This window comes from Ignatzschineria sp. LJL83 (assembly GCF_054871845.1).
Genome location: NZ_JBTXLY010000008.1, coordinates 101,825 through 118,057 on the forward strand (window position 1 = coordinate 101,825; position 16,233 = coordinate 118,057).

General features: G+C 37.8%; 14 protein-coding genes and 2 tRNA genes. 3 read left to right on the forward strand and 13 right to left on the reverse strand.

The features are described 5' to 3' along the window. Positions 1–402 (forward strand): hypothetical protein, encoded by a 402-nt coding sequence (locus ACYSN2_RS06745; protein WP_461749491.1) that lies wholly within the window; start codon positions 1–3, stop codon positions 400–402. Positions 403–404: 2 nt separating this feature from the next. Here the strand turns inward: ACYSN2_RS06745 and ACYSN2_RS06750 are convergent, their stop codons facing one another. After that, entirely contained in the window at positions 405–695 is a 291-nt protein-coding gene (locus ACYSN2_RS06750; protein ID WP_461749492.1) for a hypothetical protein, read from the reverse strand. Between the two features lie 252 nt (positions 696–947). Between ACYSN2_RS06750 and ACYSN2_RS06755 the strand changes: the two genes are divergently transcribed. Next, positions 948–2,597, forward strand: a complete 1,650-nt coding sequence (locus ACYSN2_RS06755; RefSeq protein WP_461749493.1) for a hypothetical protein — start codon at positions 948–950, stop codon at positions 2,595–2,597. Positions 2,598–2,740: 143 nt separating this feature from the next. On the opposite strand, the gene ACYSN2_RS06760 is transcribed toward ACYSN2_RS06755, so the two are convergent. Both ACYSN2_RS06760 and ACYSN2_RS06765 read right to left on the reverse strand, forming a co-directional pair. Next, positions 2,741–2,817, reverse strand: a tRNA-Ile gene (locus ACYSN2_RS06760). A gap of 7 nt (positions 2,818–2,824) precedes the next feature. Beyond that, positions 2,825–2,901 (reverse strand) — tRNA-Val (locus tag ACYSN2_RS06765). 203 nt (positions 2,902–3,104) lie between these two features. Here ACYSN2_RS06765 and ftsY point away from each other — a divergent pair. Continuing rightward, on the forward strand, positions 3,105–4,652 hold the full coding sequence (ftsY, locus tag ACYSN2_RS06770; protein ID WP_461749494.1) for a signal recognition particle-docking protein FtsY: 1,548 nt from the start codon (positions 3,105–3,107) through the stop codon (positions 4,650–4,652). A 303-nt stretch (positions 4,653–4,955) separates the two neighbouring features. On the opposite strand, the gene ACYSN2_RS06775 is transcribed toward ftsY, so the two are convergent. The 10 genes from ACYSN2_RS06775 to ACYSN2_RS06820 form a co-directional block, all read right to left on the reverse strand. Further along, positions 4,956–6,179: a tetratricopeptide repeat protein gene (locus ACYSN2_RS06775; protein ID WP_461749495.1), complete on the reverse strand. Its 1,224-nt coding sequence runs from the start codon at positions 6,177–6,179 to the stop codon at positions 4,956–4,958. 171 nt (positions 6,180–6,350) lie between these two features. Then, positions 6,351–6,956: a Maf family protein gene (locus ACYSN2_RS06780; RefSeq protein ID WP_461749496.1), complete on the reverse strand. Its 606-nt coding sequence runs from the start codon at positions 6,954–6,956 to the stop codon at positions 6,351–6,353. A gap of 257 nt (positions 6,957–7,213) precedes the next feature. Beyond that, positions 7,214–7,579: an outer membrane protein assembly factor BamE gene (locus tag ACYSN2_RS06785; protein ID WP_461749497.1), complete on the reverse strand. Its 366-nt coding sequence runs from the start codon at positions 7,577–7,579 to the stop codon at positions 7,214–7,216. Positions 7,580–7,635: 56 nt separating this feature from the next. Then, the gene (locus tag ACYSN2_RS06790; RefSeq protein ID WP_461749498.1) at positions 7,636–9,546 is read right to left on the reverse strand and encodes an ATP-binding cassette domain-containing protein; all 1,911 of its coding nucleotides are present in this window, start codon (positions 9,544–9,546) and stop codon (positions 7,636–7,638) included. A gap of 168 nt (positions 9,547–9,714) precedes the next feature. Continuing rightward, on the reverse strand, positions 9,715–10,701 hold the full coding sequence (locus ACYSN2_RS06795; RefSeq protein WP_461749499.1) for an AAA family ATPase: 987 nt from the start codon (positions 10,699–10,701) through the stop codon (positions 9,715–9,717). A gap of 2 nt (positions 10,702–10,703) precedes the next feature. After that, positions 10,704–11,780: a 3-dehydroquinate synthase gene (aroB, locus tag ACYSN2_RS06800; protein ID WP_461749500.1), complete on the reverse strand. Its 1,077-nt coding sequence runs from the start codon at positions 11,778–11,780 to the stop codon at positions 10,704–10,706. 2 nt (positions 11,781–11,782) lie between these two features. Further along, the gene (locus ACYSN2_RS06805; RefSeq protein ID WP_461749501.1) at positions 11,783–12,340 is read right to left on the reverse strand and encodes a shikimate kinase; all 558 of its coding nucleotides are present in this window, start codon (positions 12,338–12,340) and stop codon (positions 11,783–11,785) included. A gap of 192 nt (positions 12,341–12,532) precedes the next feature. Then, a complete protein-coding gene (gene pilQ, locus ACYSN2_RS06810; RefSeq protein ID WP_461749502.1) occupies positions 12,533–13,828 on the reverse strand; it encodes a type IV pilus secretin PilQ in 1,296 nt (431 codons plus the stop codon). 261 nt (positions 13,829–14,089) lie between these two features. After that, entirely contained in the window at positions 14,090–15,310 is a 1,221-nt protein-coding gene (locus ACYSN2_RS06815; protein ID WP_461749503.1) for a hypothetical protein, read from the reverse strand. 10 nt (positions 15,311–15,320) lie between these two features. Further along, complete coding sequence (locus tag ACYSN2_RS06820) at positions 15,321–16,031, reverse strand: hypothetical protein (protein WP_461749504.1); 711 nt, start codon at positions 16,029–16,031, stop codon at positions 15,321–15,323. Positions 16,032–16,233: the final 202 nt, after the last annotated feature.

Consider the following 16,233-nt stretch of genomic DNA (forward strand, 5'->3'; position numbering starts at 1 on the left):
GTGTTTAATACACTAGATCTCACAAAATGCCTAACAACAGCCATTGATGATCAATTTCAAAACCTCCATAAAAAACATCACGTAAAATGCGCCAGCAATATCATCACGATTTTTGAATATCACACCGATGAAGATACGCCGGAAACCTACACAATCTCGCTTCTCGCTTATCCCGAAGAGATTGCCGGCATTTCAAAAGAGATGAAACAAGCGCATGATCTTCTACTCTTCTTCACACAATACGAAAATAGCGCTGATCTGAATGAATATCTACAATCCTTAGATGATTACGGCGCACCTTTAAAAGCGCATTTTGTGAATATCCAGCAGCAACCTGCCACCATTCAAATTTTAGAGAAATATTATGATTTTAATGTGGGAACGTTTAATGATTACAAGTAAGCTCAAATAATTTTATATAAGGCTATTTTTTGGCTCATATCAGTACTAATCCTCACTACTACCGGCATTCCAATACTTAGACGATAAAAATCCAGTTGATTATCTTCAAAAACAATTTTTACTGACACTCCTTGTGTGATTTGTGTAAAGTTTCTAGTAACATTGCTGGGAGAGGTTGGTAAAAATGATAAGTTCGTTGCTGGTGCGATGCTCTCGATTCTTCCTTTAAATTTATAATCTAAAAAACTATCGATTAGCAATTGAACTCGTTGCTGCTTGCGCACCTTACTCATTTAAATTTCACTACAGTTAGCAAAACATAAGCCTGCTCGACAGGAACAATTGCCACAAGAGCTTATCCCTGTCCTACATATACTCCAACATGAAATAGATACTTTAATTCTTGATAAATCATCTTGACCTGACCTCAAGATAGATCAATGTATTATTTCTCAAACGATTGTATATATAACAAAAACTTTCCAGTTAAATGATGTAAAATTGATCATTATATTATTTATTCCAAACTATAAAAATTAAATGTCATGAACAATTACCAAAAACAACGCTCCAAGTATTTGTCCTTTTTCGCTTTTATCCTCCTTTATTTCTGCTATTTTTTACAACCATCTTTAGCGATAGATCTCACTGAGTGTTTAAAAGAAGAAAGAGATGATTTGATTAACAGTTACCTATTGAATAAAAGCTCCCCAGAATTCTACAATTTAAGAGAGTATATCATTCACCCACGATGCAAAATCATTGGAAAAATAGGTATGGTTGGAGGGATTAATTGGGATGGTCACAAATTTTTTACTGTTGATAATATCGACTATGGGAAAACAGAATATATCTTTTTTGTGGAAAAGTTTAAACCCTATGGATCCGCACACTCCAACTTTAAAGAGCTTTTACCTCCATTCTCCTACGATCAATTAGAAATCCTCTATACTGATCATGAACAAGTAGGTAACATCTATCTTGATCAAAATACTATCTATTATTTTGGACCTTTTAGATATGACGGTGAGGAATATTGGCTCAATATTCCCAAAGAATGGGAGCGAATTCAGCGATATCTATGGCAAGACTCTAACAATTCTATTTTTTTAGCATTGCAAGACACAAGAAGTAATCCTAAGTTTGTGGATGTCACAGAATATAACCTAGACATTTCAACCTTTAAACACATATCTAAGAATTTTTATAGTGATAAAAAGGGGCTGTATTGGTTTGGTACGTACAACGATCCTGAGAAATGCTGTTCTTTCAATGCTCAGCTCGCTCATAATAGCGGTGATGAAATCATTGCAAAAGTAATTGATGGCTATCTGCTCTACGATGAGAACCTTTATAGAAATGTGCCCTACAGCAATATGTTAAAGCTACCTTATACAATTCATGACATACAAAATATTTCCGGACCCGTGGCTTATCTAAAAAATGGTGATCGCTATAATAACTATGATAAGAAAAAAATTGCTGAAACTGTAGATCTCGATAAATTAAAGTTAAATCAGATTCGTCCTAAAATGGTAATCAACACATCTCACACTATATTATTTGAGCGTGATCAAAAACTCTATTTTATGAATAATATTGATAAAATTAATGATTGCAGAGAAGAAGGTTGTGATATTAAGCGCAAAGGCCCACTATATTACGCAGAAAATGATCAAAAATTTTACCAACACTATTGGAAACGTGAGTTGTTTGAACATGATGCAGAGGATGTTTACATTTATAATCAAAAAAGTAGGGCCTATGAACCTTTAGAAATCAGCCATTTTAGAGAAGTCAGCGATGAACTCTATATCTATAAAAATGCATTATATGGCTATAAAGCTCCGATATTTCATGATAAAAAAAATATCAATTTTGAGCAATTTCAACAAATTAATTTAACCAACTATTATACTGATGGGGAAAATGTCTTTTTCATTGACAATCAGGCTAAATATTATGAAGTAAATCAAGGTAACTTTATAGCCCTGCCTGATAACTTAAAATTGAACGCGGTTGATTTCAACTCTCTCAAAATTATTGATAAAAATACATTAATAGACAGTGAACACCTCTATTTAGGTTCTGAGATATTGAAACGCAAAGATCTTGGCTTCCCAATAAAAGTTTATGGAGCTATTCCATTTTCTCTCAAAGCTCTTCACAACACTAATCAACATAGTTCCCAATGAATTTTATGATTTACCCTATTTTTCTACTGCCATAGAATATTCATAATAATCATCTAAGAACAGCCGGCTTTCCCAAAATCCCGATAGATATATTACAGATAACAAAAACCCCACATAAATATGTGGGGTTTCGACCTTTAGGTTGGTGGGCCTTGCTGGGCTCGAACCAGCGACCGCTCGATTATGAGTCGAGAGCTCTAACCAACTGAGCTAAAGGCCCTAAAATTTGGTAGGCGTAATTGGATTCGAACCAACGACCTCCACCATGTCAAGGTGGCGCTCTAACCAACTGAGCTATACGCCTAAAGAATCAGTCGACATAATGCAACATTAAATTCACTTTGACAAGTGCTATTTACAATATTACTAATAATTAGTCATTATCAAAACATCATCTATATGAATAGACCTATTTCATCGCTCAAAGAGCAAAAATTCTAAGAAACTGATAGAATATTCTTTGAATTTTACCCTCAATATCATCCCTCATTTAAAAAGATAAAAGTTATGGCTGAGAAGAAAAAAAGTTGGTTTGGTAGATTATTTGGTGGAAAAAAAGATGTTGAACAGAAACCTGTAGAATCTACAGAACAACAATCAGCGCCAGAAGCACCCCAAGAAATTGATCAAGCGATTCCTGCAACAATCATTGAAACATCAGAGCAAACTGAAGCTCAATCTTCGGTTGAAACAAAAAATGTCGCGACATCGATTGTAGAAGATATTGCTGAAGAAATTCATGAATCATTCTCACGCACGAAAGAGCATGCGGAACATCATGAAGCAATTAAACCTCAGCACTCTTTTATCGAAGAGATTGCCAATGATGCAGCCAAAAACATTAAAGCAGCGGAAGATCAATCGAAAGATGATTCTATCCAAGAAACTGTAGAATCTAGCTCTGAATCTGAGGTCACAACTCAAGAATCTGAAGAGCCTGTTGCATCAAAGATTGAAGCTACTGAGAAAATCGTTACTGAAACGGATACTTCTCAAGATCACTCTATTGCCCCAACTGAAACGCCTGAAACTGTAGCGCTTTCTGAAAATAGTGAAGATGATTCTCATAAAGTAGAACCGGCAATTCAACAAGAAGTCACGCAAGAGAAACCAAAGAAAAAAAGTGGCTTCTTTGCAAAGCTTAGTAGCAAACTCAGCAAAACTCGCAGTAACTTAACCGATGGGATTGCGGATCTTTTTCTGGGTAAGAAAGAAATTAATGAAGAAATCCTCGAAGAACTTGAAACTCGTCTATTAATGGCTGATGTGGGGATTACTGTTACCGATCAGATGTTGTCTAATATCCGTGATTCTGTTTCGCGAAAATCGCTCTCCAATGTCGATGATTTATTTGCAGCATTAAAAACACAGATGAAGGATATTTTAGAGCCTGTTTCTGAGCCATTAGTGATTGATACAAACCATAAGCCTTATGTCATTTTAATGATCGGCGTGAATGGCGTTGGTAAAACCACAACTATCGGTAAACTTGCGAAGAAATTCCAAGCAGAAGGAAAATCCGTAATGCTTGCTGCCGGCGATACTTTTAGAGCAGCGGCTGTTGAACAGTTAGAGATTTGGGGCGAGCGTAATAATATTGCTGTTATTTCTCAGAAAGAAGGCGCTGATCCAGCATCTGTAATTTTTGATGCAATGGAATCTGCAAAATCTAAAAAAATCGATATTCTCATTGCTGATACTGCCGGCCGTTTACATACCGATTCTGGCTTAATGCAGGAGCTTGGAAAAATTAATCGTGTCATAAAACGCCATGATGAAACCGCTCCGCATGAAGTAATGCTAGTTGTAGATGCTTCAACAGGTCAAAATGCGTTGAATCAAGCACGTCAATTTAATAGCACTGTTCCTCTTTCCGGCATTACCTTCACAAAATTAGATGGTACGGCGAAAGGTGGGATTATCTTCGCGATTGCGGAAGAGCTCAAAATCCCGATTCGCTTTATCGGCGTAGGCGAAAGCATTGATGATCTACGTCCGTTCAATGCCGAAGAATTTGTGGATGCTCTTATTGAAACTGACAAACCGGCATCTTAATAGGATGTTCTAAGGATCATGACAAAGTAAATAATGATCCTCACAATCAAAGCTTCTATCGATAAATCTAGTGTGACTAGAATGATAGAAGCTTTTTTATTCCCGAAGTTTTATTCCTTCAATATCTATCATGACATTCATTTAAGAGGATCCCATTATCAAATAGAGGCTGAGTCATAGCGGGTTCAAATGTTTGAATCCGCTTAGCATAAAAAAAAGAGATCGCTGATTAGGATCTCTTTTTTCATCATCAATTGATTAATACAACCAGTAATATGCAATCATTCACTGATTATGCCTTCATTAATTCCACTCAAATCCGCCAAAATCGTTGTTATTATTCTGTGGCACAAATGCCCCTTGCTCTAAGCGCTGTTGCAAATCTAATAGAGATCTGTGATTTGGCTGAACCACTAAACCAATCGCAAGATATTGCTGTGCGACATCAAGATCCCCATAATTAAACGCATCGTAAGCACTTCGATAATATACATCTGCAATCGAAGTTAATCCTTGCAATGCTGTACGATTTTTAGAATCTAATGCGAGTACTTGTTGGTAATAGAAATAGGCATCCATTTCATCAACGCCCACATAATTCCCCTGCATAAATGCAATCTCTGCCTGAAGAATAAAACCATCCACTAACGCAAGCTCTTCTGCTGAAACACCGTCAGCATTATGATCAATCGAGAAAAGCTCAAATGCCGGCTCTACTGCTTCGGAACTATCTGTTGTCTCAATAATTTCAGCCTCTTCATTACCGCTATACATTTCGATTTTTGTCGTAGTTCCGGCAATATTTTGATTGTCTAAATGGGGCTTTTCTAATGCTGAAGTATCTTCACGTTTTACTTTAGGAACATAAATATAACTTTTTCGCTCCTCCATTGGAATTGCAGGATTCAAGGCCGCTGTTGCCCCTAATTCCTCATTTTCAATGACGACATATTTAGGAAGCTTGCCACTATATAATGGTTTTTCCCCAAAAATAAAGTATGCAAATAGTGCTAATCCCACAAAGATCAGACCACAAATAAATAGATTAAATCCTTGAAACCATCCCATACCTAGTGCGCTTCCTTTTCGTTGTTTTTTCGGAGGAACAACTACAGCTTCCTCTTCCTCATTAACGGCGTCATTCTCCGCATCTGAATCTTTATCGACTGCAACAAAACGAGATTCTGGCGCTTCTAACGCATCATGATCTCGTAATACCGGCTCTTGTCTTTCATCTGTAATCTTTTTATCCGCTTTCAGCTCGGGAAATTCCGAAAAATCGCCGTCTGCAGAAAATGGCGTATGCAATTGATTTGCAGTGAAAGCCGGCATCTCAGAATCTTGAGATAATTCTGCATCATCCACTTCAGACACATTCATCACAACATCATTATAAAGTGTCGGAATGTCTGAATCCTGCACCGGAACATCTTGATCGGCATTTTCTACTTTTACTTGTTCGGAAGATGGTTGTTCTACAATTGCCGTAGATTCATCTACTTTTTTTCTATCATCTAATGAATTCATATTGATACCAAATACAGATTCTCTCTCTGAGTCATCATTATCTATTGTTTTATAATATTTAACGTATTGTTTTAACGTTTTGCTTTAAAGTCTTGCTTTAAAATTACTGATTTTAAATATTCGCTTAAAGTATTGAAAATTAATGTATCACATATTATTTATCAATCTCTGTTAATTCATCAGAAAATAGTCAAACTCTTCCAATGCTTTCCGTAACTCAAAAAGAGGTAATCCCATAATGCCGGAATAACTGCCTTTGATTGACTGAATATATCCCGCCATCATTCCTTGAACGGCATATCCCCCTGCTTTATCGCAAGGTTCTCCACTTGCCCAATAATTTTTGATGAAGTCTTCTGGCAAAATAGAGAATGTCACTTCACTTTCACTCAGCATGGTTACAAAACGATCTTTTCCATCTTGCTTCCCAACCAATGTCAGCGCCGTGAATACGGTATGAGTTTTGTTCGATAAACTATGCATAATCTGAATGAAGTCTGCTTCATCTTTCGGCTTGCCGATAATCCTACCGCCAATGCTCAGTGTCGTATCTGCCGTTAAGAGTAATTGCCGATCTGTGACTAATGCGCCAAAGTCTTTAAGGGCTTTTATCGCTTTCTGTTCTGCCATCTGCTTTACATAAAACTCCGGCATAATCGGTGCTTTTATTGACTCATCGATCTCGACATCTACCGTTTCATAATCTATTGCTAATTGCTCTAGCAATTCCCGGCGACGAGGAGATCTCGAAGCTAATAAAACTTTAAAATGACTCATCTGGATAATTATCTCCCTCAGAAACCCTTTACTTCATTTTCACGAAATATTGATCGAATCTCGCAATTAAAGCGCTCTCATGCAAGCACATTTATGCGATCTACCATCTCTTCATCCTCGACAGATCTGTGCCTAACATGAAATATCAGCATACAAAAAATGATTCACTCTATTCAAATCATCTCCATGAGATTCCAAAATAGAGAGAATCATTCTCGCTCTTAAATAGAGAACCTAATCTCATTATTCAACGTTGATTACTCAATTTCCGCAATTGAAATATCTTCAACTGTCACAGGCGTTGCAATATCTCCATCAATATATTGATAACGACCTTGCGCATCAAAATGTAGACGTACTTGACGTGCTTCTTTCACACTACCTGATGAACTTGAGTGGAAGAATACGTAATACCAAATGGAAGGATCATAAACATCTTCTATTAATGGCGTTCCCAAGAGCAATTGGACTTCTGATTTTGTCATGCCAGGCTTCAAGTTTTCTAATCGTTGCTGTTCGATATAGTTTCCTTGAAATACATCCACACGATGCATTGAAAACTTAGAACATCCTACCGCTAAAAAAACCAATCCTAACATCATGAAATATCTTGTTTTTTTCATTTAATTCTTTCTCCTAGAAGAATAGATGTAAATCATACCCTTTTTTACAAAAAATTCTATTGATTATTCTCAAGTTCCATCCAGCGCTCATATTTTTCTTCGAGCTTTTGGTTTTTATCCGCCAATTCTGTCAATTTTTCTGTCTGATGCGCATGATCGGTTTGATAGAAATCTGCGGATTGCACCAATGTTTCTAATGCTTCAATCTCTGCCTCTAACTGACTGATCAATTGTGGTAACTTCTCTAATTCACGAACTTCATTGTAACTGAGCTTTTTCTTATTCGTATTTTTTTCTACCGCAACTTGCGAACTTTTTTCCGGCACAGCTTTTGAAGGACTCTCTTTTACCTTAGAATTTTTTACTTCTTTCGTTGTATTTTGGCGGACTCGCTCTTGCCAATCACTGTAGCCACCAATGTATTCTTCCACTTTTCCATTTTCTTCAAAGACTAAAACAGATGTGACAACGCTATCTAAAAACGCTCTATCATGGGAAATCAGCAACAATGTTCCTTCATAATTCGATACCAACTCTTCCAATAACTCCAGAGTTTCGATATCCAAATCATTCGTCGGTTCATCCATCACTAAGAAGTTAAAAGGTTTCGCAAATAATTTTGCAAGGAGAAGACGATTACGCTCTCCTCCTGATAACGATTTTACAGGACTTCTTGAACGTTCTGGCGTAAACATAAAGTCTTGAAGCCAGCTAATCACATGACGTTTCTTACCATCAATCTCAATAAAGTCACTGCCTTCTCCCACATTATCGATAACTGTTTTTTCAAGATCGAGTTTTGTACGAAGCTGATCAAAGTATGCAATTTCAAGCTGAGTTCCGAGTTCCACAACACCGCTATCAGGCGCTAAATCGCCCATTAAAATTTTCACTAAAGTGGATTTTCCAGCACCATTTGGCCCGATAATGCCCACTTTATCTCCACGCATTAACGTGAAGTTAAAATCTTTAATTAAGGGTTTATCGCCGAAAGAGAGAGAAACATCTTCTGCTAAAATCACTCGGCGACCAGATTTTTTCGCTTCTTCGTGATGAAGGGTTACTTTGCCTTGTCGATCAATACGCTCACTTCGTTCATTGCGCATTGCTTTCAGCGCACGAACACGTCCTTCATTACGAGTTCTACGGGCTTTAATGCCTTGGCGAATCCATACTTCCTCTTCCGCTAAACGCTTATCAAACAGTGCATTTTCCATCTCTTCATTATGCACTTCGATGGCTTTGAATTTTTGATAATCACTATACGATCCTGGATATTCTGTGAGATTTCCACGATCTAATTCAATAATTTTTGTCGCAATTTTATCTAAGAAGTGGCGGTCATGGGAGACAAATAGAAGTGCGCCCTGATAGATATCCACTAAAGTTTTCTCTAACCATTCAATCATCTCAATATCAAGATGGTTCGTCGGTTCATCGAGTAAAATAAGATCAGGATTACTCACTAAAACACGCGCCAAAAGTACCCTGCGAATCCAACCGCCGGAAAGTTCATTCATGCGCTTGTTACCATCAAGCTCTAAACGTGTCAAAATCTCTGAAACTCTTGAATCAATCGTCCAAGCATCCAAGCGATCAAGCTCTTGTTGCACTCTGCCTAATGCATCTAAATCCACGGCATCGCCGGCATCTAATAGTTGATGATACTCTTGAAGCTTCGCACCCACAGCACTTAAACCGCTTGTGACAACTTCATAAACTGTTTCACTTAAGTTTTCAGGAATTTCTTGATCGAGTTTGGCAATTTTAAGATCCGAACTCTGAATAATTTCCCCTTCATCCGGCAATACCTCTTTCGATACTACCCGAAGTAATGATGATTTTCCTTCTCCATTTCGCCCAACAAGGCAGACTCTCTCGCCTTTAGAGATGGCAAAGCTCACCTCTTTCAAAAGTGGTCTTGCGCCGTAAGCTAAAGAAATATCCTGTAAACGAAGTAAAACCATATTGTTCCTTATATATTGATCATCTGTAATGAACGTTTTTAATAATTGTGGTTAATCATTGTGTTTATGTAATTACTATTTTGTTCTATTTTACTGCTAGTGTTACTGTTACTACCATTTTTTCTACTGTTTTTTGTCTTTGCTATCATCACTATTGACGTATCGCGACTAATTTTTCGGCGCTTCTACTTCATCTAATATCTCGTCTATCACATCATCTAATAGCGCATCAGGATTAAACGTAGAATCCCCTTCTTGCATAATGATAATGCCTTGATATGGATTAATACCGGCATCTTCAACAATATCCGAAGTAGTAATAGGTTCCTCATTTGCGGGAGGAATCGGTAATCCTTCTGTCTGCTCAGTTTCATCAGAATCAAAATATTCTAAAATATCCTGATAATGAAATGCCGACCAAATCGCTGTGCTAATCACGCCTAATAATACAATTCCTAGTAGAAGATATTTCAGTTTGAATTCAAATCGGCTCTCTAAGTCCGGTGCAACGAGTCTTGCAACCCTGCCCGGATATCCATATGAGAATGCATGTAAACGTTTTAGCTCCACCATAGAATATGGCGATTCTTTACCATGTGCTTGATATAGATGATTCACAAACTCTTTTACTTGAATCAAATTAATGGGGCCAATCGTAAAGCTATTCGACTTCAGCAGTAACTCTTTAGAAAAAATATCCTGATTATTTAAATCCATGAAGAGTGCGATGACTAGATGTCGAGAGCGATATTTCTTGTTCACATGCTCTTTCAAGCGGTAAAGAAAAGAGAGCTCCTCATTAGTTAAGCCATCGGCATCATCTACGAGCAATACCATTTTCAGACCTGTAGGCGGAATCTCTTCTAACCGCGCGATAATATCTGCTTCATCTTCGCTAGTATCAAGAATTTTCGCAACTTGCTGATAAACCGTCTTATTACCCGCAACTACTTCATGCGCAACCACAAAGTCATCGCTGTCTAACCGCGCTTTAAGCTCCTGCATAAAACGCGTTTTTCCACAACCCGCAGGTCCATAAATCGCGTAAAAATCTCCTCGATGAGAAAAAATATGCTGTTTTATTTTTCGCATGACTTCTTCAGTTGGGCCAAGCTTTAACCAAGGAAGCTCTCGAAAAAAATCTTCTTTTCGCATAATTATGGGGTACCGAACTCTATTGCTTCAATAATGTATTCTTCAGGAATATCATCAGTAATGATTGCTTTACCAATGGCTTCCAGCAATACAAATCGAATTTTCTGCGTCACATTTTTCTTATCTAAACGCATCACGTTCAAAAATTCCTGTGGCGAAAATGACTTAGGCGATTCACATGGAAGATCAAAGAGATTTAATAACGATGTGATATATAACTGATCTTTTTTACTGATAAAGCCCATACGGCAAGATAAGTAACCTGCCATATTCATGCCAATAGCAACGGCTTCCCCGTGCAAAATCCCTTGGTACTGCATTAACTTTTCAATGGCATGACCAAATGTATGACCAAGGTTGAGGGTTGCTCGAATACCTGACTCTCTCTCATCTTGATCGACAATCCATTTTTTACATGCACATGAACGATAGATCATCTCTGATACAATTTCCGGATCTTTCGCTAAAATGGCTTCGTAATGAATACGCATCCATTCTAAAAACTCCGCATCTTGAATAAAGCCATATTTTAGAACTTCTGCTAAACCGCTAATATATTCTCGCTGTGGCAATGTCGATAAGATTGAGAGATCGATCAACACTTTTTTAGGCTGATGAAACGTTCCGATCATATTCTTACCGAGCGGATGGTTCACGCCTGTTTTTCCGCCAACAGAACTATCAACTTGCGATAATAACGTTGTAGGGATTTGAATGAATTCAATTCCACGCTGGTAAGTACTTGCCACAAAACCAGCTAAATCTCCGATGACACCACCACCGAAAGCAATGAGTAGGCTTCGGCGATTAAACTCCAACTCTAATAAGCGAGTATGTACTTCCGCAAAAGATTCGAGATTTTTATATCGCTCCCCATCTTCGATAATGACCACTCGATCTCGATTACCATCTACTAACGATAAAATACGATCTGAATGCAGGGCATAAATCGTATTATTGGTCAGAACGAGTTTTTGCTCATGAGGGAACTCTTCAGAAAATCGTCTAGAAGCTAAGAGATTATTATCAATCAGAATATCGTACGAACGGTCGGCTAAATCTACGGTTAAAGTTTTCATTTTTATCTATTTCCTACAAGCCATTCAGGAAGCGGCGTTTTATTTTCAATAATGCCGTCTATGATAGCACTAACCACTACTTTCGGGGATATATTGTCAGAAAAAATGATGTAATCCGCAATTTCTCTATACAAAGGATCACGCACATCAAAAAGCTTCTCTAATACAGCTTGGGGATTATCATTTTTTAAAAGCGGACGTTGTGTATCAAAGCGAACCCGTTCATAAAGAGATGCCGGTGGCACATTCAAATAGATCACGATGCCATTTTTAGCTAATGCAATTCGATTCTCTTCACGTAAAACAACGCCACCGCCGGTAGAAAGCACAATTCCTTCCATATCACATAACTGCTCAATCATTTTGACTTCACGATCGCGAAACCCTTCTTCCCCTTCCATCTCAAAAATATAAGGGATCGTCACGCCTGTTATTTTTTCAATTTGATGATCGCTATCCTTAAAGTGATACGCCAATTCCTGAGCGAGTAACTTCCCTACCGTTGTTTTTCCAGAACCCATGGGCCCTACTAAAAAGATATTTGTAATTTCCTCAGACACTTTATTCCCCACATTGAATACATTATTTTTATATTTTACATTCAAGCATCACAAAACTAACCTCTTAGATTAATGAATAACCACTCATAAATGTCTTATCAATGAGCCATTGAATAAAACATTTATGAGTTATTAATAGATCATTCCTATCTGAGTTCAATTATCTATGAGGATATTAATGAGTTAACTCGATTAACGTATTAGTGTATCAACTATCTGTGGTCGAATAAATATTAAGAGCTCCGCTTTTCGCCTTTGGGTCGTCTCTTTTTTAAACAGAGCGCCAATAAAAGGAAGCTGACTTAAAAATGGGACTTCTTGAGAGCCTTCGATATTTTCATATTCATAAATGCCACCCAAAATAATCGTTTCTCCATGAGATACGATCGCTTGAGTACTGAGTTCCTTTTTTGCAATCATTGGCTCACCGTTTGCCGTATAACCTGCGATTTCATCTTTAGAGATAAAAATATCCATCATGATCTTATTATCCGGTGTAATTTGCGGTGTGACATTCAGCTCCATCACAGCTTCTTTAAACTGGGTATTCGTGCCGTCATTGGAACTTGTGGAATAAGCAACTTCACTTCCTTGTTTAATATAAGCGGATTTCCGGCTCGTTGTGAGCACCGTAGGATTGGAGATAATTTCCCCGCGACCGCCTGATTGCATCGCCGATAATTCCAATCCTAAATTCAATCCTTTTCCAAGAATCATATAAGCCATCGAAAAATTAGGACGTAAAACGCCCAAAGAGGTAAGCGAACCTAAACTTCCAAGATTTCCTGCGCCTGCTTGATCAGAAGAGATATTTCCCCCGACATTCTGCGATCCACTCTGATAGCTTAATCCCCAATTCACGCCCAGCTCTTTTGCAAAATCATCAAATGCCGCAACGATATATGCGGAGATCTCAACTTGCTTTGCCGGCTGATCTAGTTGTCGGATAACCTGCTTGAGCTTCATCACTTCAGCCCTTTGATCTGTAATCACTAATTGATTGAGTCTTTGATCTGCACCGATAGAACTTTGATAAGTGCGTTCAATACCACCGTCAAACCGATGCTTTTCTAGCATACTTAGTAACTCTTCGGCTTCCGCATAATCTAAAGCAACAACCTCCGTGACTAGATCGCCCTTATCCATTCGATGAAATTCTTTCTCATTCGTAATAAAAATTACATCGTGATGAATCATTTTATGCAAACCGGTATAGAGCAGAACAAGATCAAGTACTTCTTCAAAGCTTTTATCAGACAGCGTTAATGTAAGCTTTTGCTCAACGGAAGGATGCACCATAATATTTTGGCCACTTTCAAATGCCAGTAATTTCATTAAGTACGTCAAACTCACATCATGAAACGCAAAACTCATCTTGCCGTTTGAGGAAGAAGAGATTAAAGATTGTCTCAGAGAATCATCTATCTCATAGCTCACTACCGAGCTGTTTGGAAGGGGATTAGAAAGATCAGCCGTATTTCGTTCCATAGAAAAAGATATATCCATGATGAATATACTCAGCAATAGTACCTTAGCAAAAAGAGATAGCCCTACAGAACATGGAAATCGCAACTTTCTCTTCACACTCAGGATTGTGACAACATCCGTTACACCAATGACGCTATTTCTTATGATCGTTTCAAGACTTGCATACCAAGAACCATACCTAATACTCTTCCTTTCTATATTCACATTTAACTCTCTTTTTCTGACGACGTTTCTATTCACATATCTCATTAACGTATTTGATTAACGTATCTGCTTATTTTCTAAAATTGGCAACTGCAACTCTAAATAGTGAGATTTCATGCGAATAATATGATGCTCTCCTACGCTGACCTTCTCCCAACGCCGATCTCGATGCTCAATGATGGCAAAAGGTCTTACCTCTTGCATGACAATGCCGACTAAACGCATTCCTTGATACATTTCTCCCATATGCCAACGATACAGATTCTCTGAATGAACAGACTCACTTTTGGGCGCCATATCGAATGGGCTAATAGCTTCTTTCTCAGTGGTAAATGACTGAAATAATACTCGTAAAGATTGAAATAAATCATCTGGATTATTGACTAGACTATGGCTCTGATGGCTCTGAGGGTTCCAATAATTTAGATAGTTCTGAATATCTGTCATCGTTCTCGGAAACCCGCTAACAAGGGATGACTTTTCCCCTTCTAAAAAGAACTGATAAGCATGATGCAAAGTGGGGAGGTCATAGAACTGTAAAACTAAGTTGTACGCATTCACTCGCTCCAAAGCTTGCACCGAACACGAGATCTCTTTTTCTACTACTGATAATCTCTCTACATAAAAAACCGGCGATAATTGCTCTAATAACGTCAAAAACAAGAATAATTGCGAATATTGACCACAAATAGATAGCTCTAGCTCCAGATTTATCACCTTTTGCGCATCTGAAATATTCTCGATCGATACTTGATGACTTCTCCCAATAGGCTTCATCGATATTAAAGATGTGGTTAATTCACTGGGTAGCAAAGGAAAATCTTCAGATCGTTGCCGTTCTCTTTTTCCCGGGAAAATAACTTCCCTCTTTTGAGGTCGAAGCGCTAATTGTGTTAATCCACTTTCTAGCAATAGTGTTTCTACTTGATGAATTAAATCTACTTCTGAAAATGGTTGTTTTTCTAAAGATGTGTCATTCACAACATCCAAAAGGTTTATAGCTTCCGCCACCGTTACAAACTGCTGATGACTATCGATCTCTTTCTGTATCGCTTGAAGCTGTTGTGCAACTTTTTGTTGAGGTACGATATGCGCTTCTAACAATTCAGCTCCCCAAACATAACGCCACAGAAAAAAGAGCAGTAATAACATACAGGGCATGACAACACTTAATACACACCAACGCGCACCTCGACTTAATGCAAAATAGTCCTGCAACCGATACTCTTGCAGATCTCTTTTCGTAAATGCTTGTAACTCTCTTAAAACAGCCTTCATTTTATCAATCTTATTTCGTGACGATACTATGAGTAGCACTGAAATCCGGCAATACCTTCAGCTGAAAGGTTTTGAAATCTGCTGTCTTAGAATCTGTATCTAACGTTAAAGTAGATTTCCATCTATTTTCCATAAAGAATGCTTCCAAGCGAAATATAGCGTCATATTGCATTGATGTACCCTCAATATAAAAATGGGGATCTTTCAATTCTTTCCGAAATGCCGTCAATATCATCTTCTCTCCGCTCTCATCAAAATATCGTCCTAATGCCGGTAATAATGTTAGCAGCTGACGCATATTGCCGGCATTCTCTTTGAGCCAAGCTTGTTGTAAAAAATCGACAAAGGGAGATGTTTGTTGTCCCACAGTACTTCTCTCTATCGTTTTCTGTAATAGTTTCTGCTGTAGAAAACTATTCTGATTCTTATATATAGATGCTTGCCAAATATCCTTTCCTATCAGACTCAGCAAAATCATTAGCAATACTCCCAACACTACCCCAAGCTCTCTCCTCGCTGACAATTTTGTTCCATTATTTAAAATAGAAAAGATGGGATTTCTCACACTTGGCAGATGCTCGACAACATTTTTAAGCCAGCGAATGATCCTTTGAATGGATTTCCGATCGCCCAAAATCTGTTTCAGGAACCTCCCTCTTTTTTGAAATAGAGATTTTTGATGCAATGATTCTGCCGGCATTTCTTCAATCGTAAATTCCATCTTCCATCCTTTAACCTCCGCTCCATTAATCATCTTCCCATCGTCTGCCAAAAAAGGTTTGCAGAAAGAGGATGTTCAATAAGTTAGGAGATAATGGATCAAAATTGGGAGCATTCTCTTTTTATTACAAATCAAGGAATTCGTTTACAATAAAAAGAACAATAAAAAAGAGCGCTGATGCGCCCTTTCATGACATTTCATT